Origin of the sequence: Microbacterium sp. LWH13-1.2, assembly GCF_038397735.1 — a bacterium.
GTDB lineage: Bacteria > Actinomycetota > Actinomycetes > Actinomycetales > Microbacteriaceae > Microbacterium.
On sequence record NZ_CP151635.1, the window covers coordinates 3,682,390 to 3,706,832 of the forward strand.

Sequence of the window (24,443 nt, forward strand, 5' to 3'; positions counted from 1 at the left end):
TGCGTAATTGACCCCGCTCGCCCGTCCATGTCCGGAGGCGGAGGCGGCGGCGAGGGCTCACCGCTCAGCGGGCGCGGTTCCATTCGGTTCACTGGGCTCCGTGCCGTCGGGCGCCGCATCGAGCAGGAGGTCGCCCAGGATCGTGTCGCCGATGCGCTCGCGAGCCGCGGGAAAAGCGCTGCACCGATCGATCAGGGCACGCAGCACTCGAGGATCTGTGGCCTGGCTCCTGAACGGGAACGACGGCTCGGTGCCGTCGGAGAGCACGAGTACGAGGTGCGATTCGGTGCCGGTCGTCAGCATGATGTCGTCCCACTCGATCAGGCGTGCCCTGCGCACCGGCGAGGAGATGTGCACGCCCTCGGCGTCGAGTCGGAGGTCGCTCGAGGTCACGGCGCCGATCAGACGCCACGCGGCGTAGACGAAGCAGCCGATGGCGATGAGGAGGAATCCGGCGGAGCGACTGCCCGGAACCCCTCCCGGGAAGTCGAGGGCGAGAAAGTACGCGGCGCCGGTCGCCGCGGTGACGAGCAGTAGGGCGAGGCACCAGATCATGACGCGTCGCCGGGAGCGGGCGATGATCGTGCCGGTCGAGGTGAGCACATCCACGCCGCCGGGGCGGTGCGAGGGGCGCGCGATGCCGACGACCAGCGCCGCTGTCGCGATCAACCCGATCACGAGTGCTGCGCCGAACGGGTTGTCGCCGGCCGCGATGATCAGGGCGGCCCCGGCGAAGAGGAGTACCAGGATCGACAGCTTCACGACGTCGATCGCCCGGCGGCGGGCAACGCCTGCGTACTGACTCAGCGTGGTCCGACGCCGTCGACGGTCAGCCACTGTGGCTCTGACGCGCAGAGGCCGCGTATTCCATGAGTTCCCCCTCAGGCTCGGATCGAGGGTAGCGCCACATTCGTCGGCGTCGCGACCTCGGGGCGATATGCCGCCCTCAGGGGCTCCTCGAGATGAGGCTCACCTAACTTTCTGTTAGATTAGGCCAGGCTTACCAAAGCCTGGCGCCTCTCTGCGCCGCACCCCCCTCATCCCAACCCGAAGGGAACGCCTGTGCGCACCTCTCGTCTCATCGCCGCCGGTGTCGCCGCGGCCCTCGCCGTCGGCCTCACGGCCTGCGCGACTCCGTCGACCGGCTCCGACTCCGCCGGCGGCAACCCCGCCGATGACAGCGCCTTCCCCGTCACGATCGAGCACGCGTACGGCGAGACCACCATCGAGTCCAAGCCCGAGCGCGTCGCGACGATCGCCTGGGCGAACCACGAGGTTCCCCTCGCGCTCGGCATCGTTCCCGTCGGCATGAGCAAGGCCACGTGGGGAGACGACGACGACAACGGCATCCTGCCCTGGGTCGAGGAGAAGCTCGACGAACTCGGCGGCGAAGAGCCCGTGCTGTTCGACGAGTCCGACGGCATCGACTACGAGGCCGTCGCCGACACGGAGCCCGACGTGATCCTCGCGTCCTACTCCGGCCTGACGCAGGAGGAGTACGACACCCTCTCGAAGATCGCTCCGGTCGTCGCGTACCCCGAGGTCAAGTGGGGAACGCCGGTCGACGAGATGATCGAGATGAATTCGAAGGCGCTCGGTCTCGAGGCCGAGGGCGAGGCATTGATCGAGGACCTGCACGCAGACGCCGAGGCCGCTCTCGAAGCGAACAGCGCGCTCAAGGACAAGAAGGTCCTCTTCGCCTACATCGACCCGAGCGACCTGAGCCAGGTCGGCTACTACACCGCGATCGACACGCGCCCCGGTTACCTGCACGACGACCTGGGGCTTCCGCTCCCGTCCGTCGTCGAGGAGAACGCCGACAGCGACCAGTTCTATCTGACCGTGAGCTCCGAAGAGGCCGACAAGTTCAATGACGTCGACGTCTTCGTGACCTACGGCGACGAGTCGCTCATCGCGACGCTGCAGGCCGACCCGCTGCTGTCGAAGATCCCGGCCATCGCCGAGGGCCGCATCGCGATCCTTCCGGATGCCACTCCGATCGCCGCCTCCGCGAACCCCTCGCCGCTGTCGATCCCGTGGGGTCTCTCCGACTACCTCGCACTGCTGGCGGCACCGCTCGCCGCGAAGTGACCTTCAGCGTCATTCTCGCGCACTGAATTCCCGTGACCGCCGTCACCATTCCCACGCCGGGCACCGCAGACCTGCGGCGCCCGGCGTGGGCGCGCTCGCTCTGGCTGCTCGTCGGCCTCGGAGTGCTGCTCGTGCTCTGCATCCTGTCGATCTGCTTCGGAGTGCGCGCCGTCAGCATCGACGACATCTTCGCCGCCCTTGCGGGGCAGGATGACACTCTGGCCCAGGCCGCGATCATCAAGCGCCTCCCGCGCACGGTGCTCGCTCTCCTCGTCGGGGCCGCTCTCGCGCTCTCGGGCGCCACGATGCAGGCGGTCACCCGCAACCCGATCGCCGATCCCGGCATCCTCGGCGTCTCGAACGGCGCCTCGCTCGCCGTCGTCTTCGGCCTCGCCTTCCTCGGCCTCACCGACGCCTACAGCCAGATGGCGTTCGCGATCATCGGGGCCGCCCTCGCGGCGGCTTTCGTCTACACCGTCGGCTCGCTCGGACGCGGTGGCGCGACACCCCTCAAGCTCGCTCTCGCGGGAGCCGCCACGTCGGCGGCCTTCGCCTCGCTCATCAGCGCCGTCATGCTGCCGCGCGTCGATCTGCTGCAGGCGTTCCAGTCCTGGCAGATCGGCGGGGTCGGCGGCGCCGAGTGGCCGCGCATCGCGATCACCGCTCCCGTGCTCGCCCTCGGCGCGCTGATCTGCTTCGCGAGCGCCCGCGGCATGAACTCCCTCGCGCTCGGCGACGACATGGCCAAGGGTCTCGGCGAGCACGTCTTCCGCACACGTCTCATGTCGGCGCTCGGCGCTGTGATCCTCGCCGGCGCGGCCACCGCGATAGCCGGCCCCATCGGCTTCGTCGGTCTCGTCATTCCGCACGTCTGCCGGATGCTGGTCGGCACCGACCACCGCTGGCTGCTGCCGTTCTCGGCCACGGCCGGTGCCGCACTGCTGCTCGCGAGCGACATCGTCGGCCGCGTGATCGCTCCCTCGTCGGAGGAGATCCAGGTCGGCATCATCACCGCGATCATCGGCGCCCCGTTCTTCATCTGGATCGTCCGCCGTCAGAAGGTGCGTGAACTGTGAGCACCATCGACCGGGCTGCGGCCCAGACTCCTGCGGCATCCGAGCGCACTCACGACGCCGTCGCCGCGATCATCGCTGGGCGCCGTTCGCGCCACCGTCGCCACGCTGTCGCAACCATCGTGCTCGGCGTGATGCTCGTGGTGCTGTTCGCCGTCGCCCTGATGATCGGCAACACGTTCTATCCGCTCGACGAGGTGATCCGCGTCATCCTCGGCGAGACCGTGCCGGGCGCCTCGTTCACGGTGGGCGAGCTGCGGCTTCCTCGGGCGGTACTCGCGATCCTCGCCGGCTTCGCGTTCGGCATCGCGGGCGTCTCGTTCCAGACGCTGCTCCGCAACCCGCTCGCGTCTCCCGACATCATCGGCATCTCGAACGGCGCCGGCGCCGCTGCGGTGTTCGGCATCGTGGTGCTGTCGCTGAACGGCCCGGTGGTCTCGCTCCTGGCTCTCGTCGGCGCGATCGCGACCGCGGGCATCATCTACCTGCTGTCGATCAAGAACGGCTTCGCGGGCACGAGACTGATCCTGATCGGCATCGGCGTCGCGGCGATGCTGCAGAGCGTCATCTCGTACATGCTGTCGCGCGCAGCGAGCTGGGACATCCAGACCGCGATGCAGTGGCTCACCGGAAGCCTGAACAATGCCTCGTGGGAGCGCGTCATGCCCCTTGCGATCGCCGCGGCCGTCATCATGCCGCTGCTGCTCTCGCAGGGGCGCGCGCTCGGTGCGATGCAGCTCGGCGACGATTCGGCGTCCGGTCTCGGCGTGCGGGTCAACACCACCCGCCTGCTGTTCATCCTGGGTGCCGTCGCCCTGCTCGCCTTCGCGACCGCCGCGTGCGGCCCCATCGCGTTCGTCGCGTTCATGGCCGGTCCCATCGCGGCCCGCATCACCGGCCCGGGTGCGAACCTGCTGCTTCCGAGCGCGTTCGTCGGTGCCGTGCTGGTGCTCGGCGGCGATCTGCTCGGTCAGTTCGCGTTCGGGGATCGCTACCCGGTCGGCGTGATCACCGGTGTGCTCGGCGCTCCCTATCTCATCTTCCTGCTCATCCGCACCAACCGCTCGGGAGGCTCACTGTGACCGAGGCGCACACTCTGACGGCCGAGTCCGTCACGCTCGCCTACGGCGACCGCACGATCATCGACGGCCTCGATCTCGCGATCGCCCCCGGCAAGATCACGACGATCGTCGGAGCCAACGGATGCGGCAAGTCGACGCTGCTGCGCTCGCTCGCGCGTCTGCTCTCGCCGACCGCAGGCCAGATCGTGCTCGACGGGAAGTCGGTGCATGCGCGCCCCACCAAGGAGGTCGCGCGCATCCTCGGCCTGCTGCCGCAGTCGCCGGTCGCGCCCGAGGGCATCGCCGTCGCCGACCTCGTGGGTCGTGGCCGGCATCCGCACCAGAAGATGCTCGCCCGCTGGAGCGCCCACGACTACGAGATCGTGGCGGACGCCCTCGAGGCGACCGGAACCACCGACCTCGCCGACCGCAGCGTCGACGAGCTCTCGGGTGGCCAGCGTCAGCGCGTGTGGATCGCGATGGCACTCGCGCAGGAGACCGACATCCTGCTGCTCGACGAGCCGACCACGTTCCTCGACGTCGCGCACCAGGTCGAGGTGCTCGACCTGCTCACCGACCTGAGCGTCTCGCGCGGCACCACGATCGTCATGGTGCTGCACGACCTCAACCTCGCCGCGCGGTATTCCGACGAGCTCGTCGCGATGAAGGAGGGCAGGGTGCACGCCACCGGCGCTCCGCAGGATGTCGTGACCGCCCAGCTCGTCGAAGAGGTCTTCGACCTCGCGAACCAGATCACCATCGACCCGGTATCGGGAAAGCCGATGGTCACCCCGATCGGAAGGCATCATGTCCGCTGAGACGACGACCGAACGCCCCACCTACGTGCTGGCCCGCGCCGAGGTGCGCGCGGTCGAACGGGTGTCGCCGAACTTCGTGCGCGTCACGTTCGGCGGTGACGACCTCTTCGAGTTCGGCACGCCAGGTGACGTCTTCGACTCTCGGATCAAGATCGTGTTCCCGCCAGCATCCGGCATCCTTCCCGAACTCGACCGCGAGACCGACGACTGGTGGGGGTCGTTCCTCGCCGTGCCCGAGGACGAGCGCGGATCCATGCGCACCTACTCGGTGCGCGAGCTTCGCGTGACGGATGCCGGCACCGAGCTCGACGTCGATTTCGTGCTGCACCTGGCGCCGGGACTCACGGGCCCCGCGTCGAGGTGGGCCGATGCAGCCGCCGCCGGCCAGGAGCTGTTCATCGTCGGACCGCGTCGCGGGGTCGCCGCAGCGGCTCACGGCGGTGCCGAGTACGAACCCGGCACCGCGACGTCGGTCGTTCTCGCCGGTGACGAGACGGCGGCTCCTGCGATCGCCCGCATCCTCGAAGACGCCCCGAGCGACCTCCGAGGCTGCGCGTTCATCGAGGTGCCGACTCCTGCCGACATCCTGCGCATCGACGCTCCCGCCGGCGTCGAGGTGCACTGGCTGCCCCGAGACGCGGGCGAGCCCCACGGTGTGCGCCTCATCCCCGCCGTGCTCGAGTATCTCGGCGATGCGGACGCCGCCGACGAGATCGACGTGAAGGACATCGAGTCCGAGGACCTGCTCTGGGAGACGCCCGACTACTCGGGACTCGGCGAGGAGATCGCCGCGGCGGATGCTCCGGCCGAGCGCTATTTCTGGATCGCCGGCGAGAGCGGCGTCGTCACCACGCTGCGCCGTCACCTGGTCAAGGACCTCGGCATCGACCGCTCGCAGGTCGCGTTCATGGGCTACTGGCGTCGCGGCGTCGCCATGCGCGGCTGAGCGTCGGTGAGCTACTCGGCGTAGACGTTGTCCGAGACGCGGGTCATGCCTTCGGGGGCGGGCCAATCGTCAGCCCGGAACTCGAATGTGAGACCGGAGCCGCTGATCCTCGTCGGCAGGCCGCCGCATCCGACCATCCAGTCGTCGTCCGGGTCGGTGATGGCCACGATGCAGACCGGTGAATCCGAGCCCTTCGTGACCCAGAGCGACACACCCTCATACTCTCCGACGTAGTGGCTCGACTCGACATCGACCGACCCATAGGAATCATCCTCGAGCGGGGGCAGCTCGTCTTCAGCCTCTCGCTCGGTCTCGAAGACGGACAGGGTCGTCGCCGATAGGCCGCACCCCGACAGCAGGGTGACAGCGGTCAGCCCGAGCGCGAGAACGGCGAGTCGTGAGCGATGGCGCATCGCCCCATACTGTCGGACTGCGGCATTGGATGGCGAGTTCGGCTACGCCGGCCAGCCCGAGGCCTTCGCCGTTCCGCGTCGCCGAGCATGCGCGGTGTGCAGGATCTCCATCTCACGCGACAGTCTGATCCCGATCGACCTCGCCCTGACGTTCGGGAGAGCGAGGTCGATCCCAGTCGGGCAGGGTCATCGCCCCCAGCCGCTGTATACGTTCGTCCAGTCGGTACCGATCTGGTTGTAGCCGACGATGTCGCTGCCCACGGGGGTGTCGATGTTCTTGTCGATGTACAGCCGTGCCTCTCCACTCGCCAGAGTGCCGATCCATGGCGAGACCTGCGATGACCTCTGCTGAGTGAGATCCCAGCAGGAGCCCACCGTGAGCGACGACAGGATCTCCCATGTGGAGGGGCGGATGTCGATGCGTGTACCGGTGTTCGTCGGGTTCCCGTTCGGGATCGTGTACTCGACGAGCTGTCCGGTGGCGAGCGTGGCAAGCAGCACATGGGCAGGTTGGCCATTCGGCAGAACCGTGAGGTGGAGGAATGTCAGGTTCTTCACTCCTGCCCACCCGGAGCTCACGAAAGTGGTGTTCTGCATGTTCTCGGCTCCCGCTGGCACCGTGTAGCGGTACAGCGAGCCGTTGTCATGAATCGCGTATACATATGCGCCCGGTGTCCCTGACACCGCTGGCACGGCTGCGAGCAATCGCACCGGCGCCCATGTCGAGTTGACGAGCTTCTTCTCGATCGTGCCGTCGATGTTCTGCCCGATGACGTACAGATCTCCCTTGACCGATGTGGCGTAGTAGTCGCGGCCGGAGTCTCCCAGCGCGTTCTCGTCGCTCGCGGATTCCTTCTTGGCGACGGCCCGCGGAGTGAAGCCCAAGGACTGCGATGAGTAGATCTCCGTGTCAACGGATGCCCGGCCCGCGTCGCTCTTGTATCGACGAGTAACGATCTGCTGGTTCGCGTTCACCGAGGTCACCGCCACCGTGCAGGACAGGTTGGACGGCAGTGCCGTCACTGGCACCGAGGCCGTGCTCGTCTCCGTCGGGCTGCTGGTCGCGGCGAGCGAGGGAATGGCACCCCCGGTCAGCACCAGGACGGCGGCAAGCGTAACCGCCGCATGTGCGAGGCGTGGTCGTCTGTCGTTCATGTTCTCCCCCTGTATCCTCGCGTCCAGCGACGCGCAGCTCGTATGAGCATGGAGAGTCTACTGATGCGCCGGCACCGTCGCCGCGAGCATCGGCCGGCGATCGTAGATGTGTGAGAGAAGGTAAGAGAGACCCGCCTCACGCGCTCTCGCGCACCACGAGCTCGGTGTCGAGGATGACCGAGCGGGGCGATGCTCCGGCGATGACCTCGAGCAGCACGGCGACCATCTGCGCGCTGATCTGATCCCACGGCTGACGCATGGTCGTGATCGGCGGTTCGTGGGTGGCCGCGAGGCCCGAGTCGTCGAACCCGGCGATCGCGATGTCCTCCGGCACGCGACGTCCGGCGCGGCGGGCGGCGGCGATGGCTCCGGCGGCCATCCGGTCGGAGGCCGCGAACACGGCGTCGACGTCGTGCTCGAGCATCCTCGTCATGGCGGCCTGCCCTGATTCATACGAGTAGTCGCCCACCTCGACCAGCGCCTCGTCGTACAAGGCGCCGAGCTCTTCGCGGAAGCCGACGAGTCGGTAGCGCCCGCCGGGGGTGTCGTCGGGGCCGGTGATCATGCCGATGCGGCGGTGTCCCTGTGCCATGAGGTGCGCGGCCATCGTGCGGGCCGAGGCGACCTCGTCGACGGAGATCGTCGAGAGCTCGCGTTCGTGCCCGAGGGGCAGACCGCAGCAGACGGTGGGGATGCCGACCTCGATCAGCTGGTCGAGCAGCGGGTCGGACTCATGCGATGAGATCAGCATGACGCCGTCGACGTGCCCGGCGCTGAGGAACTGGGCGACGCTCTCGCGCTCGGCGGGGGTTCCGGCCACCAGAAGCACCAGGGTCATGGCCCGTTGGGCGAGAGCTTCGGCGGCGCCGCGCAGCAGCAGCGCGAAGGTCGGGTCGTCGAACAGGAGCTGCTGCGGCTCGGTCAGCAGGAAGGCGAGAGACCCGGCGCGGCCGGTGGCGAGACTGCGCGCGTGATGGTTCGCCGTGTAGCCGGTGGCGAGGATCGCCTCTTCGACGGCCTGCCTGGCATCGGGGGACACCCAGTGCCCGCCGTTGATCACGCGCGAGACAGTGCTGCGGGACACCCCCGCCTGCGCCGCGATCTGGCGGATCGTCGGCTTGCGCTTCGCGCTGACATCACTCATCGCCTGTGACTCTACCCACAGCATCTCGTCCAGCGGTAGTCAAAGCTGGGACCGGTCTCAGTTCGGTAACGGCGGTTGTGATCCCGAACGGATCTGGGGTAGAACTGAGACCGGTCCCAGTCCAGTTCTGAGGAACAACCTGAGACCGGTCCCAGTCGAATGAGTGACAGCACCCCGGGACACGCACCACGACCGCACCGACCCGATGGAGTGCCGATGACCTCCCCTCACGCCTGGCCCGCACTGAGCGGAATCGCCTATGGCGGCGACTACAACCCCGAGCAGTGGTCGCCCGAGACGTGGCGCGAAGACGTCATCCTGATGCGCGATGCCGGGGTCAACCTGGTCAGCGTCGGCATCTTCTCGTGGGCGCTCATCGAGGTCGCCGAGGGCGAGTTCGACTTCGCCTGGCTCGACGAGCTGCTCGACCTGCTGCACGCGAACGACATCAAGGTCGACCTGGGCACGCCCACGGCATCGCCGCCCGCCTGGTTCTTCGCGAACCACCCGGACGCCCACGTGATCGACCGCGAGGGTCGCACCATGGGCTTCGGCTCGCGCGGCATGGCCTCGCACTCGTCGCCGGCCTACCGCGAGGCGATCGTGCGGATCGCGGATGCTCTCGCGGCGCGCTATGCGCAGCATCCGGCCGTCGTGCTGTGGCACGTGCACAACGAGTACGGCGTTCCCGTCGGTGAGGACTACTCGCCGAACGCGGTCGCCGCCTTCAGGCTCTGGCTCCAGGAGAAGTACGGCTCGCTTGATGCGCTGAACAGCGCGTGGGGCACCGCCTTCTGGGGTCAGCACTACTCGGCGTGGGAGCACGTCGGAGCGCCCGCCATCGCCCCGAGCGTCGTGAACCCGGCTCAGCGCCTCGACTTCGCGCGCTTCACCGATCACCAGCTGCGCGCGTGCTTCATCGCCGAGCGCGATGCGATCCGCGCGCACGCCACGCAGCCCGTCACGACGAACTTCATGGCCAACCAGAGCTGGACCACAGACCTGTGGGCCTGGGGCCGCGAGGTCGACATCGTCTCAGACGACCACTACCTGTGGGCCGCCGACGAAGACGCGCACATCGGTCTGGCGATCGCGGCCGACCTCAGCCGCTCGGTCGGCGGGGGCAAGCCGTGGATCCTCATGGAGCACTCGACCTCGGCCGTCAACTGGCAGCCGCGCAACATCGCCAAGCGTCGCGGCGAGATGAAGCGCAACTCCTTCACGCACCTCGGCCGCGGGGCCGACGGCATCCTGTTCTTCCAGTGGCGAGCGGGTCGCTCGGGTGCTGAGAAGTTCCACTCCGCGATGCTGCCGCACGCGGGCACCGAGTCGCGGGTCTTCCGTGAGGTCGTCGATCTCGGTGCCGCGCTCGGCCGCCTGGGCGAGGTGCAGGGCGCCGCGGTCAAGGCCGACGTCGCGATCCTCTGGGACTTCGAGTCGTTCTGGGCGCAGGACCTCGAGTGGCGCCCCTCCGAAGACGTCACGCACGCGGCCCAGGTGCGCCGCTTCTACGAGCAGCTCTGGCGAGACGGCATCACGGTCGACTTCGCCCTGCCGGGTCAGGACCTCTCGGGCTACCGCCTGGTCGTCGCCCCGGCGCAGTACCTGCTCAGCACTGCGGACGCCGCGAACCTCACCTCCTACGTCAAGGAGGGCGGCACGCTGCTCGTGTCGTTCTTCTCGGCCATCGTCGACGAGAACGACGCCGTGCACGCCGGCGGATTCGTCGCCCCGCTGCGTGACGCGCTCGGCCTCACGGTCGAGGAGTTCCTGCCCCTTCGCGAGGGAGAGAGCCACGGCCTCGACTGGGTCGACCACGAGGGCATCGTCGCCGATGTCTGGCAGGAGGACATCGCGCTCGAAGGGGCCGAAGTCATCGCGAACTTCTCGGGTGGACCCGGTGAGGGCGAGCCCGCGATCACGCGTCACCGTCACGGAGCGGGCACCGGCTGGTACGTCGGCACCCGGCTGGATGGGGCGGGAATGCGCGCGCTCCTCCACGAGGTCTACGCGGATGCCGACATCGCACCGTCCGGCATCGCGGAAGGCCTCGAGGTCATCACGCGTCACGGCGACGACGCGGTCTACCGCATCGCCGTGAACCACCGCGAGGACGACGTCGAACTCGAAGCCGCAGGCGTCGAGCTCCTCACCGGCGCCGAGATCTCGGGCGTCCTGACCATCGCGGCGGGCGGCGTCGCCGTCATCCGCACCTCCCACTGACAGCACGCCCCGCACGACCCTGCACCACCTCGAACCACACAGCAACACCCTGCACCACCCACTCACCCGGTCGCGATGACGCGCAGCGCATCGTCGGCCACGACAGATAGGAAAACGCATGCGCAAGCACATCGGAGTCGGCGCACTCGCTCTGGCCGCGGCCGTGGTCCTCGCGGGCTGCTCCGCCGGCGCACCCGAAGGCGGCGACGACGCCGCATCCGGCGACGGCGCTGAACTCGTCATCTGGACGGATGCCGAGCGCGAAGCCGCGATCACCGCAGCCGCCGAGGCATTCGAAGAGGAGACCGGAGCCAAGGTCACCCTCGTGCAGAAGAACTTCGAAGACCTCCGCAACGACTTCATCGCGCAGGTCCCGACCGGCGAGGGCCCCGACATCACCGTCGGCGCGCACGACTGGCTCGGCGCACTCGTCGCGGCCGGTGTCGTCGACACGATCGACCTCGGTGACAAGGCGTCGGAGTTCGAGCAGGTCGCCCTCGATGCCATGACCTACGACGGCCAGCTGTATGCCATGCCGTACTCGCTCGAGACCATCGCCCTCGTGCAGAACGTCGACCTCGTCGGCGCCGAGGCCCCGGCCACCTGGGACGACATGATCGCGAAGGGTGTCGCCGCCGGCACCGAGCGTCCGTTCGTCATCAACACCGGCGGCGAGACCGGCGACGGCTACACGATGTACGGACTGCAGACATCGTTCGGCGCCCCCGTCTTCGTGCAGGACGACACCGGCTCGTACACCAGCGAGGTCGGCATGGGCGGAGCGCCCGGCGAGGCGTTCGCCACCTGGCTCGGCGCCAACGGCTCGAGTGGCACCGGATACATCTCGACCACGATCGACTACGACATCAACAACGAGCTGTTCGCGTCGGGCAAGGCCCCGTACACGATTCAGGGCCCGTGGGCGATCAGCGCCTTCGAGGGCGTCAACGTCGCGGTGAACCCGATCCCCTCTGCGGGTGGCGAGGCCGCCGCACCGTTCGTCGGCGTGCAGGGCTTCTATCTCTCGAGCAAGAGCAAGAACGCTCTGCTCGCCCAGGAGTTCCTCACGAACTACCTCGGCACCGAAGACGCGCAGCGTGCGCTCTACGAGGCCGACCCGCGCATCCCCGCCTGGTCGACCCTCGCCGAAGAGGTCTCGTCCGACCCGATCACGGCCGGCTTCGTGGCCTCTGCGCAGTCCGGCGTGCCGATGCCGTCGATCCCCGAGATGGGTTCGGTCTGGGACCTCTGGAACGCCGCGCAGGCGCAGATCATCAACGGCGCCGACCCCGTGTCGACGTGGAACACCATGGTCGCCGACCTCGAGACGACCCTCGCCGGTTGATCCTGCCGGATGGGGAGGGGCCCGAACCCCTCCCCATCCTGCGATCCGCAGACAGGACGCACACATGACGATCCAGGCACCTCCGACCGAGGCCCCCACCCCCGTGGTGAAGCCCTCGCGCGAGTCCCACGCCCGCCGCTTCCGCGGCCTCGGCTGGGGTTTCCTCATCAAGCTCGCCCTGATGGCGTTGGTCAACGCCTTCGGCATCATGACCGCGATCTCGGCCTGGAGCGCCGAGTCGTGGATCGTCCTCGGCGTCGTCGTGCTGCTGGTGATCATCGCCGACTGGGTGTACTTCACCCGCAAGGCGCTGCCGCTGAAATACCTGCTGCCCGGGCTGATCTTCCTGCTCGTCTTCCAGGTCTTCATCTTCGGCTACACGGCCTACATCGCCTTCACGAACTACGGCACCGGCCACGTCGGCACACAGGAGCAGGCGGTCGAGGCAGCCCTGATCCAGGGCGAGCGTCGCATCGAGGGCTCGTCGGACTACCCGCTCTCGATCGTGCAGCGCGGCGGTGAGCTCGGCTTCGCGATCGTCGATGACGAGGGCGACGTGCAGGTCGGATCCGCGACCGAGCCGCTGACCACCGCATCCGATGCCGAGATCGGCACCACCGGCGCCCCGAGCGAGGTGCCCGGGTGGGAGGTCGTCGCGAGGGCGACCGTGCTGACCGACCCGACGCTCGGCGCGGCGATCAAGGATCTCAGGGTTCCGGTCTCGGACGACCCGAACGACGGCTCGATCCGCACCCGAGAGGGCTCGACCGGTTCGGTCTACGAACCGACGCTGGTGTGGGATGCCGAGGCGCAGACGATCACCGACACGCAGTCGGGCACGGTCTACACGGCCACGGATCTCGGTGCGTTCGTGGCTGCAGACGGCACGGCGCTGCCGACGGGGTGGTCGGTGAACGTCGGATTCGCCAACTTCCTCAAGCTCTTCACGGACGCGAACCTCGCCGGCACCCTGCTGAGCGTCACGGTCTGGACCTTCGCGTTCGCGATCCTGTCGGTCGTGCTGAGCTTCGCCGTCGGACTCGGCCTCGCGATCGTCTACAACGACCCGCGCGTCAAGGGTCGCCGGTTCCTGCGGGCGCTGTTCATCCTTCCGTACGCGTTCCCCGCGTTCATGGCCGCGCTGCTGTTCCGCGGCATGTTCAACGCCGAGTTCGGCGTGATCAACGACCTGTTGTTCTTCGGCTCGCAGATCAACTGGCTCGGCGACCCGTGGCTCACCCGAGCCGCGGTGATCTTCGTGAATGTGTGGCTGAGCTACCCGTACTGGTTCCTCGTCTGCACCGGTGCCCTGCAGTCTCTGCCAGGCGAGACGCTGGAGGCCGCCGAGATCGACGGTGCGAACAAGATCCAGCGGTTCCGAGCGATCGTGCTGCCGCTGCTGCTCGTCTCCACCGCGCCTCTGCTGATCGCGTCGTTCGCCGTCGCGTTCAACAACTTCACCGTGATCTACACCTTCAACAACGGCGGGCCGGCCATCGCCGGCGCCCCGTATGCACTGGGCTCGACCGACATCCTTGTCTCGGCCATCTACGACGTCTCGGGCGTCTCGGGTGGTGCGGCCGATTACGGCCTCGCGAGCGCACTGTCGATCATCGCCTTCATCGTGGTCGGTCTCATCTCAGCGCTGAGCTTCCGACAGACCCGCAAGCTCGAGGAGTACCAGTGATGAGTGAGACCAGAGTCATCGTGACCGGTTCATCGAAAGAAGCGGATGCCGCGCGAGCAGGCGCACGTCGCCGCCGCTGGTGGAGCGAGGTCGGCTGGAAGTACATCCTTGCCGCCGGCGTGCTGTTCTTCGCCGCATTCCCGCTCGTCTACGTACTGTCGGCATCGCTCAACCCGAACGGCAGCCTCGCGGCATCCAGCGCTCTGTTCAGTGCGTTCGACCCGGCGAACTACATCGCCCTCGGCGAATCCCGCTACTGGGTGTGGTTCGGCAACACCCTGCTGATCGGCGGCGTGACCGCGGTCGGCTCGGTGCTCATGGGAGCCTGCGGCGCCTATGCGTTCTCGCGGTTCCGCTTCAGCGGGCGACGCGCGAGCCTCACGACGCTCCTCGTGCTGCAGATGTTCCCCCAGGCGCTCGCGTTCATCGCGATCTTCCTGATGCTGCAGACGATCGGTGACGTCGTGCCCGCACTCGGCATCAACTCGAAGATCGCGCTGATCTGCGTCTACCTCGGTGGCGCTCTCGGTGCGAACACCTTCCTGATGTACGGGTTCTTCAACACGATCCCCGTCGAGATCGACGAGTCGGCGAAGATCGACGGCGCCAGCCATGCGCAGATCTTCTGGCGGCTCATCATGCCGCTGGTCGTGCCGATCCTCGCGGTCGTCGCCCTGCTCGCGTTCCTCGCGGCGTTCGGCGACTTCATCCTGTCGAAGATCATCCTCACCTCCGAGGACAACTGGACCCTCGCGGTCGGCATGTACCAGTGGGTCTCGAACCAGCTGACATCGCGCTGGGGGCTGTTCGCCGCCGGGGTCGTCGTCGCCGCCGTGCCCGTGCTCGCGCTGTTCTTCTCACTGCAGAAGTACATCGTCGGCGGGCTCACCCAGGGATCCGTCAAGGGCTGATCCCCTCTTCCGCACTGCTCGAAAGGCCGTCATGCACCGTCGCACGCGTTCCCTTCTCTCCACCGCCCTGGCAACGGTCGCCGCCGTCGCCCTGATCGGCGTCGCCCTGCCGGCGTCGGCCGCCTCGCCCTCGGCACTCGTGCCTGCAGTCGTCGCGCCGGACGACCCGGTGGATGCCACCATCACCGTCCCCCGGGTCGAGAACCTGCCCGCCGACTTCATCGGGGGCGTCGACGTGTCGTCGGTGCTGTCGCTCGAGGCCTCGGGAGTCGTCTTCCGCGACGCCGCGGGCACGCCGGGCGATCTGTTCGAGATCCTCGCCGACGCCGGGGTCACCGACGTACGGGTGCGCGTGTGGAACGACCCGTTCGACGCGAACGGCAACGGGTACGGCGGCGGCGACGTCGACGTTGCCCGCGCGATCGAGATCTCACAGCGTGCGACGCATGCCGGACTCGGCGTGCTCGTCGACTTCCACTACTCGGACTTCTGGGCAGACCCCGCCAAGCAGCAGGTGCCCAAGGCGTGGGAAGGGATGACGGCTGACCAGGTCGCCGCGGAGGTCGGCACCTTCACCCGTGATGCCGTGCGACGACTGGTCGATGCGGGAGTGGACCTGCGCATGGTGCAGGTCGGCAACGAGACCAACGGCGGCGTCGCCGGAGTGCGCGGTTGGGACGACATGGCGAAGGTGTTCTCCGCAGGCTCGGCTGCCGTGCGTGCCGAGGCGCCCGACACGCTCGTCGCCCTGCACTTCACGAACCCCGAGCGGGCCGGCTTCTATGCCGACGTCGCAGCCCAGCTCGACCGTCGCGACGTCGACTACGACGTGTTCGCGTCGTCGTATTACCCGTTCTGGCACGGGACCCCGGAGAACCTCACGGCGGTGCTCTCGCACGTCGCCGAGACCTACGGCAAGAAGGTCATGGTCGCCGAGACCTCGTGGGCGTTCACGCTCGACGACGGAGACGGTCACGGCAATGTGGTCGACCTGCCGTCCGAGGCGACGCAGTATCCGGTGAGCGTGCAGGGTCAGGCAGACGCGGTGCGCGCGGTCGTGCAGGCGGTCGCCGACGTCGGCGAGGCCGGCATCGGCGTCTACTACTGGGAGCCCGCGTGGCTGCCGGTCGGCCCTCCCGCTCAGCTCGAGCAGAACAGGGCGCTGTGGGAGCGCGACGGCTCGGGGTGGGCGTCGAGCTTCGCCGGCGAGTACGAACCGCATGATGCCGGCCAGTGGTTCGGCGGATCGGCGTGGGACAACCAGGCGCTGTTCGGGTTCGACGGCACGGCATCCGATGCGCTGAACATCTTCTCGTACGTGCGCACCGGCGCTCACGCTCCTCGTGCCGTCGAGTCGGTGCAGCTCGTGGCGCTGCCGCTGGTGGAGGGCGATGCTGTCGCGCTGCCCGGCGAGGTCACCGTGCTCTACAACGACGGATCGTCGGAGCAGCAGGCGGTCACATGGTCTGACGCCGCGCAGTACATCGAGGGCATCGGCGAGTACGCGATCTCGGGAGTGACGGATGCGGGCCTCGCGGCTTCCGCCACCGTCACCGTCTCAGCGCGCAACTATCTGCGCAATCCCGGTTTCGAGGCTGCGGACACGAGCATGTGGAGCGTGACCGGGTCGGGCCTGACCCTGCGGGCATGGGATGACCCCCGCAGCGGCACGCATTCGGCGCACTTCTATGCGGCATCCGCGTATTCGTTCGATCTGTCGCAGACCGTGAGCGGGCTGGCCGCCGGGTCGTACGTCGCGCGTGCGTCGCTGCAGGGCGACGGGGAGGGTGCAGACGGACGGGCTTCGCTGTCGCTCTCGTCGCCGTCTGCAGCGGGCGCCGCTGCGGCCTTCGGGTTCGACGGCTGGCGGGTGTGGTCGACGCCGACGACCGAGGCGCTGCAGGTGGGTGCCGAGGGCACGGCGACCGTGCGGATCTCCGCGGCGCTGCCGGCGGGGGCGTGGGGCACGATCGACGATCTCGAGCTCGTGCGCGAACCGATGCCCGGTGCCGACACCACGCAGCTGCGGGATCGGCGCGACGCGGCTGCGGCTCTCGACCTGACGACGTATGTCGAGTCGTCGACGGCCGCCATGCCCGGTGCGATCGCGCGTGCCGACATCGTGCTCGCAGCGACCAGCTCGAGTGAGGATGCCGTGGCAGGAGCCGTGGCGACGCTCGATGACGCCGTCGACGCACTCGTGCGGAAGGACTCGGCGACGGCCGCCCCGGCTCGTGGAGTGCTGTCGCACGACAACGGCCATGACACCGGGCTGCTCGACGGCGACTTCACGCTCACCATGAATCTGTGGTGGGGGCAGAACGCCACCAAGCTGCGAGTGTTCGAGAACGGCGTGCTGATCAAGGCGGTGCCGCTGACATTCGGAGGCGCCGGTGCGCAGACGGCGCGGGTCGCCGTGACAGGCAAGGCGAACGGCAGCTACGTGTACACCGGCGAACTGGTCAACTCGCAAGGCGTGACGGCGGTGAAGCCCGTGACGGTGAAGGTGAAGGATGCAGCACCCGGCACGCCCGTGCTGTCAGCTGACAACTGGGACGGCGACGGGTCATACACGCTCACCGCCGACATGTGGTGGGGCACCAACGCGACCTCGTACCGCCTGTACGAAGACGGTGTGCTGATCTCCGAAGGCGACATGGTCGCGAACAGCCCTGCCGCGCAGCGCGTGGCGGTGCCGGTCGCCGACCGTGCGGTGGGAAAGCACACCTACCGCGTCGAGTTCGTGAACGCCGCAGGCACCACCCAGAGCAAGACGCTCACGGTGGCAGTCAAGCGCTGACAGCACGAGAGTCCGGCATCCGCTGACCTGCGGAGAACAGGACGACCGCCCCGGATCAGGAGAATCTGCGTGATTCTGTCCTGATCGGGGGCGGTCGTCCTGTTCTCGAACGGCGCTGAGCGGCGCGCTTGTCGCTCTCGACCGGGGCCGGACTACTTGCCGAGGAAGTCCTTCAGCGCGGCGTTGACCTCGTCGGCGTGGGTCCAGAGCAGACCGTGCGGGGCTCCCTCGACCTCGACGTAGGTCGCGGCGGGCACGGCCTGGTGGAAGCGGCGGGCGGTCGCATCGATCGGCAGGATGTTGTCCTTGGTGCCGTGGAGGATCAGCGTGGGCTTGCCGGCATCGCGCACGGCGTCGACGTCTCCGCGGAAGTCCTCGATCCACGACGACACGACGGCGTAGGCGGCGACGGGTGCGCTGCCGATCGCGACATTCCAGCTGCCGGTGACGGCCTGCTCGCTGATGCGCGATCCGAGGTTCTCGTCGAGGTTGTAGAAGTTCTTGTAGAAGTCGGTGAACCAGGCGAAGCGGTCGCCCTTGGCTGCGGCCTCGATGCCGTCGAAGACGTCCTGCGGCACGCCCTCGGGGTTGTCGTCGCGCTGCACGAGGAAGGGCTCGAGGGATGCGAGGAAGGCGAGCTTCGCGACGCGCTCGTGTCCGTACTTCGCGACGTAGCGGGCGAGCTCGCCGGTGCCCATCGAGAATCCGACGAGCACGACGTCGCGCAGGTCGAGGGTTTCGAGCACGGTGTTGAGGTCGGCGGCGAACGTGTCGTAGTCGTAGCCGGCGTTCACCTTCGACGACTGGCCGAAGCCGCGGCGGTCGTAGGTGATGACGCGGTAGCCCTGAGCGAGAAGCTCGCGGGTCTGGCGCTCCCAGCTGTGTCCGTCGAGCGGGTAGCCGTGGATCAGGACGACGGGCTGGCCCGATCCCTGGTCTTCGTAGTAGAGCTCGATCGGGGCGCTGTTCTCGTTTCCGACGGTGATGTAACCCATGATCCTGATCCTTTTCGATCCTATGAGAACGGTCGTTCTCGGCTGATGTTGTCCACTGTAGAGAACGCTCGTTCTCATGTCAAGTACACTGAGAACATGACGGAGCAAACGGTGCGTGAACAGATCCTTGCGGCGGCCGACGAGCTCTACTACCGCAAGGGATACGCGGCTGTCGGCATGGACGAGTTGCGGGCGGCGGCCGGCGTGTCGCTGCGCCGGCTCTATGCGCTGTTCCCCTCGAAGACCGACATCGTCACGGCCGTCCTCGCGCGCAAGCACGCGGAGTGGGAATCGGGGCTGACCGGGGCGGTGGCGGATGCCGGTGCTGACCCTCGCGACCGACTGCTCGCCGTGTACGGGTACCTCGAGGGCTGGTTCTGCACCGACGACTTCCGCGGCTGCGCCTTCATCAACGCGTTCGGCGAGCTCGGCGGCACGAACCCGGAGGTCGCGCAGATCGTGCGTGATCACAAGTCGTCGTTCCAGGCGTACATGTCCGGTCTCGTGGTGGATGCCGGGGCGCCCGCGTCGCTTGCCGCGCAGCTCTCGATCCTCGCGGAGGGTGCGCAGAGCACCGCGGCCATCGCCGCGGATCCGCAGGTCGCCGTGCAGGCGCGCAATGCGGCCGAGGTGCTGATCGACGCCGCCGTCGCCGCCTGAGCTCTCAGCGGGGGAATCTGATTTAGCTAGCCTGGCTAGCGTTTTGGGTGGCCGGTGTCAAGGCTCCTGTGCACCCGCCCGCTCGCGCGTATGTTGCGAGTATGGAATCCCGGACGCAGGACATCGCCCGCCAGTCGTTCATCATCGCCGCGGCGACCTTCATGCTGATAGCCGCGGCCGTCGGATCCGGTGCCTTCGGCGGCACCTCGGTCAGTGAGCTGCAGGACGGAGCTCTGTCGGCGCAGGGGTCGTACCTGGCCCCGGCCGGCCCTGCCTTCTCGATCTGGTCGCTCATCTACATCGGCCTCATCGCGTACACCGTGTGGCAGGCGCTGCCGGCGCAGCGGGCCGACGAACGCCAGCGCGCGGTCGGCGGATGGATCGCCGCATCGATGATCCTCAACGGACTGTGGCTCGTGACCGCTCAGTTCCTGTCGCTGCCGCTGACGGTCATCGTCATCGCCCTGCTGCTCGCGACCCTCGCCCGGGTGATCGTGATCCTCGGCCGCAGCCGTGCACGTACCTGGCCAGAGCGCATCGTCGTCGACGGAGCGAACGGCCTGCACTTCGGCTGGGTCACCATCGCGACCGTCGCCAACACCACGGCCTGGTTCACACAGATCGCCCCCGAGAGCTGGGCCGACCAGGCCGAGATCTGGGCGGTCGCCGTGCTCGCCGTCGTGCTCGTGATCGGCGTCGCAAGTGCCCTCGTGACCAAGCGCATCGCTCCCGCCCTGGCGACGGCGTGGGGTCTCGGCTGGCTCGCAGTCGGCCGCTTCACCGGCGAGCCCGAGAGCACCGTCACCGGAATCGCCGCCATCATCGTCGCGGTCGCCCTCGTCGCGGCAGGCGTCTGGGGAGTGCTGCGCCGCCCGCGCGCCGACATCGCGCTCTGATTCAGCGCTCGGTCGCGAATAGCCTGTTCTCATGAGTACGGATCAGCTGAGCTTTCACACCACGATCGGTGTCGAGGTCAAGGGCGAGACGTGGAGTTGCGTCGAGATACCCGGCTCCGCCGAGTTCTTCGGAACCGGGAAGACGGTCAGGGTCGACGCCCTGATAGACGATGTGAAGCTCGAGAACGTCGGCGCGATGGTGACCGGTACGGGTGGACACATGGTGTCGCTGAACGCGAAGGCGCGGAAGTCGCTGGGCAAGGACATCGGTGACACCGTCGAGGTCACCATCATGAAGCGTTGATCACGCACACCGTTCACAATTCAGCAGGAACCGCGTGCACGACGCCGCGAACCCGCCGGCCGCCGCAAGTTCATGCTGAGTTGTGAACCGGGAATGACGAGAACGGCAGACCTGCCTCAGAGGACGAGCCGGTAACCCATCCCCGACTCGGTCAGCAGGTGTGCCGGTGCGCTCGGTTCGGCCTCGAGCTTCTTGCGCAGCTGCGACATGTAGAGCCGCAGATAGCCCGAGTCCGACACCTGCTCGCTGCCCCAGATCTCCTTCAGCAGATCCTGCCGGGTGACCAGGGCTCCGGGGTGCCGGGCGAGGTGCTCGAGCATGCGCCATTCGGTCGGCGTCAGGTGCACGCGCGCACCGGCGCGGGTGACGGTCTTGGTCGCAAGGTCGACCACGACGTCGCCGAATCCGACGGTCGATTCGCCACCGGCCGGAACCGATCGACGAGACAGGGCCCGTAACCGCGCGAGCAGCTCGTCGACCTGGAACGGCTTGGTGACGAAGTCGTCGGCTCCGGCATCCAGCGCCTCGACCTTGTCGGCCGACCCGGTGCGGCCAGACACGACGATGATCGGCACGTTCGTCCATCCGCGCAGCGCCTGGATCACCTCGATGCCGTCGAGCCGAGGCATCCCGAGGTCGAGCATGATGAGGTCGGGGTGCGTCTGCGCGGCGGCCGCCACGGCGGCGGCACCGTCGGGGGCGACGACGACCTCGTAACCGTGGGCGGCGAGCGTGATTCGCAATGCCCGCACCATCTGGGGGTCGTCGTCGGCGATGAGGAGCTTCACTCCGTCTCCTCCTGCGTGAGATCGGGCTCTGCCGCCAGGGGCAGCGAGATGACCATGGTGAGTCCACCGCCGGGGGTGTCCTCGGGTGTCAGGGTACCGCCCATGCCCTCGGCGAATCCGCGCGACAGGGCGAGGCCGAGGCCGAGGCCGGTGGTGTTGTCGGTGTCGCCGAGCCGCTGGAACGGCTGGAAGATCTCGTCGCGCTTCTCGGCGGGAACCCCCGAGCCGCGGTCGATGACACGGATTTCGACGTGGTCGCCGATCGTGCTCGTCGACACGATCACGCGGCTGTCGGCGGGCGAGTGACGGTGCGCGTTCGCGATGACGTTGACGAGCACCCGTTGCAGCAGCACCGGGTCGGCCGAGACGGCGGGCAGCCCGGCATCCAGCGCCAGCTCGACGTCCGACGGACCGAGTCCGAGCTCGTCGACCGCGGCGAGCACGGGGCCTGCGACATCGAGTCGCATGGTCGAGACCGCCAGAACACCGGCCTGCACTCGGCTGACGTCGAGCAGGTCGGTCACGAGCGACGACAGGGTCGCGAGGCTCTCGTCGGCGGTGGCGAGCAGCTCTTCGCGATCGGATGCCGACAGGGAGTGCGCCCCGCGGAGCCCGCCGATCGCGGCGACGGCCGAGGCCAGAGGCCGACGCAGATCGTGACTGACGGCCGAGAGCAGCGCGCTGCGCACCTGATCGGTCTCGGCGAGGGCGGCCACCTCGCGGGCCGTCGCACGCAGGTCGGTGTGCTCGATGGCTGCGGCGAGCTGCGCGACGATCGCGTCGAGCAGGCGCCGGGCCGGAGTGTCAAGCGGTTCTCCGTGCAGTTCGAGCACCGCGGGCGCAGGCCCGGAGTCGACAGCGATCGTCGTGGAGCGGCCGTCGGGAACCGGTTCGCCGTCGCTCGCCAGCACCTCGCCGTCGGCGGCGAGCAGTCGCACCCCGGTGAGTCCGAACGCCTCGCGGGTGCGGCTGACCAGGGCGAGCACGGCATTGTCTCCGCGCAGAACGTTGCCGGCCACGGCGGCGAGAAGCTCGGCCTCGGCGGCTGCTCGCTGGGCGGTGCGGGCACGCCGGGCAGCCTGGTCGACGATGATGCTCACGAGAATGGCGATCACGACATACAGTGCAAGCGCGAGCACGTGCAGCGGATGCGCGATCGTGATCGTGAAGATCGGCGAGACGAACAGGAAGTCCAGCGTGATGCCCGACAGCACCGCCGCGAAGACGGCCGGTCGCAGGCCTCCCACGAGGGCTACGATCACGACGAGCAGTTGGAAGGCCAGCACCTCGACCGTGATCGACTCGGGACTGCGGAATGCGAACATCGCCCACGACAGCAGCGGTCCGACGACGAGTGCGATCACGAATCCGAGCACCTGACGACGCCACCCCAGCGCACCGCCGGTGATGCGGGGGAGTGCGACGCGTCCGCCCGCGGCGGCGTGCGTCACGATGTGCACGTCGATGTCGCCGGAACGGCGGATGACTTCGGATCCGATGCCCGGTCCGGTGAGTGCCGCTGCGAGACGACCGCGCCGGCTGACGCCGATCACGAGCTGCGTGGCGTCGGCCCCGTGCGCGAACTCGACGAGTGTGCCGGGGATGTCGTCGCCGATGATCTGGTGGAAGCTGCCGCCGAGCGACTCGACCAGCGAACGCTGTGCTGCGAGAGCACCAGGCGTCTCGTCGCGGAGTCCGTCTTGTGCTGCGACATGCACCGCGAGCAGCTCGCCGCCCGCCGACCGGGCGGCGATCCGGGCACCGCGCCGCAGCAGCGTCTCTCCCTCGGGTCCACCGGTGAGCGCCACGACCACGCGCTCGCGCGCCTGCCACGTGCCCTCGATGCCGTGGTCGGCGCGGTAGCTGCGCAGCGCGCTGTCGACCTCGTCGGCCAGCCACAGCAGTGCGAGTTCGCGGAGCGCCGTGAGGTTGCCGAGACGGAAGTAGTTCGACAGGGCGGCGTCGATCCGCTCGGCGGGGTAGACGAGTCCTGCCGACAGACGGTCGCGCAGCGACTGCGGCGCCAGGTCGACGACCTCGATCTCGTCGGCGGCGCGCACCACGGCATCCGGGATCGTCTCCTGCTGCGCGATGCCGGTGATCTTCTCGACCACGGCGTTCAGCGATTCGATGTGCTGCACGTTGACCGTCGTGACGACGTCTATGCCCGCGTCCAGCAGAATCCCGACGTCCTGCCAGCGCTTGGCGTTCTGCGAGCCGGGGGTGTTCGTGTGGGCGAGCTCGTCGACCAGGGCGATCTCGGGGTGCCGAGCGAGCACCGCATCCAGATCCATCTCGCTCAGCGGCACGCCCCGGTGCAGGTCGGTGCGACGGGGGACCTCGGGGATGCCGATGGTCTGCGCCGCGGTGGCCGCACGCTCGTGCGTCTCGACGATCGCGATCACCACGTCGCGGCCCTCATCGAGCAGCCGGCGCCCTTCGACGAGCATCTCGAATGTCTTGCCGACCCCGGGGGCTGCACCGAGCAGCACGCGGAGTCGGCCGCGCCGCGGCATCCGCTCTGGCGTCATCAGCCCTCCTGCTCATCGAGCGCGAGATTGAGTTCGGCGACGTTGATGCGTTCTTCGCCGAGGAATCCCAGATCCCGCCCTTGAATCCTAGACTCCACGAGGTCACGCACCTGCTGCTCTGGCAGGCCTCGCTCGGCTGCCACCCGCGGCACCTGCAGCAGGGCGTATGCGACGCTGATGTGCGGGTCGAGGCCCGAGCCCGAAGCGGTCACCGCATCGGCGGGCACGGCGTCGGCGCTCACTCCTTCACGCTCGGCGATGGCCGCCTGGCGCTCGCCGATCGCGGCGACGAGGTCGGTGTTCTCCGGCCCGAGGTTGCTGCCGCTCGAGCCGGCGCCGTCATAGCCGTCGCCGGCGGCAGACGGGCGCGACTGGAAGTACTCGGGAAGCGCCTCGCCGTCGGCGTCCGTGAAGGACTGACCGATCAGCGAGCTGCCCTTGCCGTCGGCCAGCGGAGAGCCGTTCGCCTGGAACGGCAGCAGCAGCTGGCCGATGCCGGTGACGACGAGCGTGTAGCCGACGCCGAGTACGAGGGTGAGCACGAGCATTGCGCGGATCGCGACCCCGGTGGTGCGGGCCACGGTGCGGGAGGAGGACATGGG

Annotated in this window: 21 protein-coding genes; 13 read left to right on the top strand and 8 right to left on the bottom strand. The window is 68.3% G+C overall.

The window, feature by feature from the left end:
- Positions 1-57: 57 nt before the first annotated feature.
- Positions 58-837 carry a hypothetical protein gene (locus tag MRBLWH13_RS17825; RefSeq protein WP_341956241.1) on the bottom strand — a complete coding sequence of 260 codons (780 nt, stop codon included), beginning with the start codon at positions 835-837 and terminating at the stop codon, positions 58-60.
- 225 nt (positions 838-1,062) lie between these two features.
- Between MRBLWH13_RS17825 and MRBLWH13_RS17830 the strand changes: the two genes are divergently transcribed.
- The 5 genes from MRBLWH13_RS17830 to MRBLWH13_RS17850 are packed head-to-tail and all read left to right on the top strand — an operon-like array spanning position 1,063 to position 5,989.
- Positions 1,063-2,091, top strand: coding sequence for an iron-siderophore ABC transporter substrate-binding protein (locus MRBLWH13_RS17830; protein WP_341956242.1), 1,029 nt, complete (start codon positions 1,063-1,065; stop codon positions 2,089-2,091).
- 32 nt (positions 2,092-2,123) lie between these two features.
- Complete coding sequence (locus tag MRBLWH13_RS17835; protein WP_341956243.1) at positions 2,124-3,167, top strand: iron ABC transporter permease; 1,044 nt, start codon at positions 2,124-2,126, stop codon at positions 3,165-3,167.
- A 5-nt stretch (positions 3,168-3,172) separates the two neighbouring features.
- Positions 3,173-4,246, top strand: a complete 1,074-nt coding sequence (locus tag MRBLWH13_RS17840; protein ID WP_341958348.1) for an iron chelate uptake ABC transporter family permease subunit — start codon at positions 3,173-3,175, stop codon at positions 4,244-4,246.
- Complete coding sequence (locus MRBLWH13_RS17845; RefSeq protein ID WP_042538187.1) at positions 4,243-5,043, top strand: ABC transporter ATP-binding protein; 801 nt, start codon at positions 4,243-4,245, stop codon at positions 5,041-5,043. Before MRBLWH13_RS17840 ends, MRBLWH13_RS17845 begins: the two co-directional genes overlap by 4 nt.
- Positions 5,033-5,989: a siderophore-interacting protein gene (locus MRBLWH13_RS17850; protein ID WP_341956244.1), complete on the top strand. Its 957-nt coding sequence runs from the start codon at positions 5,033-5,035 to the stop codon at positions 5,987-5,989. Before MRBLWH13_RS17845 ends, MRBLWH13_RS17850 begins: the two co-directional genes overlap by 11 nt.
- Before the next feature lie 11 nt (positions 5,990-6,000).
- Here MRBLWH13_RS17850 and MRBLWH13_RS17855 read toward each other — a convergent pair whose 3' ends face one another.
- From MRBLWH13_RS17855 to MRBLWH13_RS17865, 3 genes are all read right to left on the bottom strand, one after another.
- The gene (locus tag MRBLWH13_RS17855) at positions 6,001-6,402 is read right to left on the bottom strand and encodes a hypothetical protein (RefSeq protein WP_341956245.1); all 402 of its coding nucleotides are present in this window, start codon (positions 6,400-6,402) and stop codon (positions 6,001-6,003) included.
- Positions 6,403-6,588: 186 nt separating this feature from the next.
- Positions 6,589-7,557, bottom strand: a complete 969-nt coding sequence (locus MRBLWH13_RS17860) for a hypothetical protein (protein WP_341956246.1) — start codon at positions 7,555-7,557, stop codon at positions 6,589-6,591.
- 136 nt (positions 7,558-7,693) lie between these two features.
- On the bottom strand, positions 7,694-8,701 hold the full coding sequence (locus tag MRBLWH13_RS17865; protein WP_341956247.1) for a LacI family DNA-binding transcriptional regulator: 1,008 nt from the start codon (positions 8,699-8,701) through the stop codon (positions 7,694-7,696).
- 216 nt (positions 8,702-8,917) lie between these two features.
- Here MRBLWH13_RS17865 and MRBLWH13_RS17870 point away from each other — a divergent pair, with 216 nt between their 5' ends.
- From MRBLWH13_RS17870 to MRBLWH13_RS17890, 5 genes are all read left to right on the top strand, one after another.
- Positions 8,918-10,924 carry a beta-galactosidase gene (locus tag MRBLWH13_RS17870; RefSeq protein WP_341956248.1) on the top strand — a complete coding sequence of 669 codons (2,007 nt, stop codon included), beginning with the start codon at positions 8,918-8,920 and terminating at the stop codon, positions 10,922-10,924.
- A gap of 118 nt (positions 10,925-11,042) precedes the next feature.
- The gene (locus tag MRBLWH13_RS17875; protein WP_341956249.1) at positions 11,043-12,269 is read left to right on the top strand and encodes an extracellular solute-binding protein; all 1,227 of its coding nucleotides are present in this window, start codon (positions 11,043-11,045) and stop codon (positions 12,267-12,269) included.
- A gap of 64 nt (positions 12,270-12,333) precedes the next feature.
- The gene (locus MRBLWH13_RS17880) at positions 12,334-13,956 is read left to right on the top strand and encodes an ABC transporter permease subunit (RefSeq protein ID WP_341956250.1); all 1,623 of its coding nucleotides are present in this window, start codon (positions 12,334-12,336) and stop codon (positions 13,954-13,956) included.
- Positions 13,956-14,867, top strand: a complete 912-nt coding sequence (locus tag MRBLWH13_RS17885; protein ID WP_140035885.1) for an ABC transporter permease subunit — start codon at positions 13,956-13,958, stop codon at positions 14,865-14,867. The genes MRBLWH13_RS17880 and MRBLWH13_RS17885 overlap by 1 nt, the downstream gene beginning before the upstream one ends.
- Positions 14,868-14,898: 31 nt before the next feature.
- Positions 14,899-17,667, top strand: a complete 2,769-nt coding sequence (locus tag MRBLWH13_RS17890) for a glycosyl hydrolase 53 family protein (protein ID WP_341956251.1) — start codon at positions 14,899-14,901, stop codon at positions 17,665-17,667.
- A 152-nt stretch (positions 17,668-17,819) separates the two neighbouring features.
- Here MRBLWH13_RS17890 and MRBLWH13_RS17895 read toward each other — a convergent pair whose 3' ends face one another.
- The gene (locus tag MRBLWH13_RS17895) at positions 17,820-18,662 is read right to left on the bottom strand and encodes an alpha/beta hydrolase (protein ID WP_341956252.1); all 843 of its coding nucleotides are present in this window, start codon (positions 18,660-18,662) and stop codon (positions 17,820-17,822) included.
- A gap of 96 nt (positions 18,663-18,758) precedes the next feature.
- Between MRBLWH13_RS17895 and MRBLWH13_RS17900 the strand changes: the two genes are divergently transcribed.
- From MRBLWH13_RS17900 to MRBLWH13_RS17910, 3 genes are all read left to right on the top strand, one after another.
- Complete coding sequence (locus MRBLWH13_RS17900) at positions 18,759-19,322, top strand: TetR/AcrR family transcriptional regulator (protein WP_341956253.1); 564 nt, start codon at positions 18,759-18,761, stop codon at positions 19,320-19,322.
- A gap of 101 nt (positions 19,323-19,423) precedes the next feature.
- A complete protein-coding gene (locus MRBLWH13_RS17905) occupies positions 19,424-20,218 on the top strand; it encodes a TspO/MBR family protein (protein WP_341956254.1) in 795 nt (264 codons plus the stop codon).
- A gap of 31 nt (positions 20,219-20,249) precedes the next feature.
- Complete coding sequence (locus tag MRBLWH13_RS17910; RefSeq protein ID WP_042538163.1) at positions 20,250-20,522, top strand: DUF1905 domain-containing protein; 273 nt, start codon at positions 20,250-20,252, stop codon at positions 20,520-20,522.
- A gap of 116 nt (positions 20,523-20,638) precedes the next feature.
- Here MRBLWH13_RS17910 and MRBLWH13_RS17915 read toward each other — a convergent pair whose 3' ends face one another.
- From MRBLWH13_RS17915 to kdpC, 3 genes are read right to left on the bottom strand one after another with little or no spacing between them, the layout of a single operon-like run.
- Complete coding sequence (locus tag MRBLWH13_RS17915) at positions 20,639-21,310, bottom strand: response regulator (protein WP_341956255.1); 672 nt, start codon at positions 21,308-21,310, stop codon at positions 20,639-20,641.
- Positions 21,307-23,826, bottom strand: a complete 2,520-nt coding sequence (locus MRBLWH13_RS17920; protein WP_341958350.1) for an ATP-binding protein — start codon at positions 23,824-23,826, stop codon at positions 21,307-21,309. Before MRBLWH13_RS17920 ends, MRBLWH13_RS17915 begins: the two co-directional genes overlap by 4 nt.
- A gap of 14 nt (positions 23,827-23,840) precedes the next feature.
- The gene (gene kdpC / locus MRBLWH13_RS17925) at positions 23,841-24,440 is read right to left on the bottom strand and encodes a potassium-transporting ATPase subunit KdpC (protein ID WP_341956256.1); all 600 of its coding nucleotides are present in this window, start codon (positions 24,438-24,440) and stop codon (positions 23,841-23,843) included.
- Positions 24,441-24,443 lie beyond the last annotated feature (3 nt).

Coding starts and splice junctions, on each gene's coding strand:
- MRBLWH13_RS17905 (WP_341956254.1), top strand. CDS start 19,424: ATGGAATCCCGGACGCAGGACATCGCCCGCCAGTCGTTCATCATCGCC.
- MRBLWH13_RS17890 (WP_341956251.1), top strand. CDS start 14,899: ATGCACCGTCGCACGCGTTCCCTTCTCTCCACCGCCCTGGCAACGGTC.
- MRBLWH13_RS17920 (WP_341958350.1), bottom strand. CDS start 23,826: ATGCCGCGGCGCGGCCGACTCCGCGTGCTGCTCGGTGCAGCCCCCGGG.
- MRBLWH13_RS17885 (WP_140035885.1), top strand. CDS start 13,956: ATGAGTGAGACCAGAGTCATCGTGACCGGTTCATCGAAAGAAGCGGAT.
- MRBLWH13_RS17850 (WP_341956244.1), top strand. CDS start 5,033: ATGTCCGCTGAGACGACGACCGAACGCCCCACCTACGTGCTGGCCCGC.
- MRBLWH13_RS17880 (WP_341956250.1), top strand. CDS start 12,334: ATGACGATCCAGGCACCTCCGACCGAGGCCCCCACCCCCGTGGTGAAG.
- MRBLWH13_RS17875 (WP_341956249.1), top strand. CDS start 11,043: ATGCGCAAGCACATCGGAGTCGGCGCACTCGCTCTGGCCGCGGCCGTG.
- MRBLWH13_RS17860 (WP_341956246.1), bottom strand. CDS start 7,557: ATGAACGACAGACGACCACGCCTCGCACATGCGGCGGTTACGCTTGCC.
- kdpC (WP_341956256.1), bottom strand. CDS start 24,440: ATGTCCTCCTCCCGCACCGTGGCCCGCACCACCGGGGTCGCGATCCGC.
- MRBLWH13_RS17900 (WP_341956253.1), top strand. CDS start 18,759: ATGACGGAGCAAACGGTGCGTGAACAGATCCTTGCGGCGGCCGACGAG.
- MRBLWH13_RS17855 (WP_341956245.1), bottom strand. CDS start 6,402: ATGCGCCATCGCTCACGACTCGCCGTTCTCGCGCTCGGGCTGACCGCT.
- MRBLWH13_RS17910 (WP_042538163.1), top strand. CDS start 20,250: ATGAGTACGGATCAGCTGAGCTTTCACACCACGATCGGTGTCGAGGTC.
- MRBLWH13_RS17870 (WP_341956248.1), top strand. CDS start 8,918: ATGACCTCCCCTCACGCCTGGCCCGCACTGAGCGGAATCGCCTATGGC.
- MRBLWH13_RS17895 (WP_341956252.1), bottom strand. CDS start 18,662: ATGGGTTACATCACCGTCGGAAACGAGAACAGCGCCCCGATCGAGCTC.
- MRBLWH13_RS17865 (WP_341956247.1), bottom strand. CDS start 8,701: ATGAGTGATGTCAGCGCGAAGCGCAAGCCGACGATCCGCCAGATCGCG.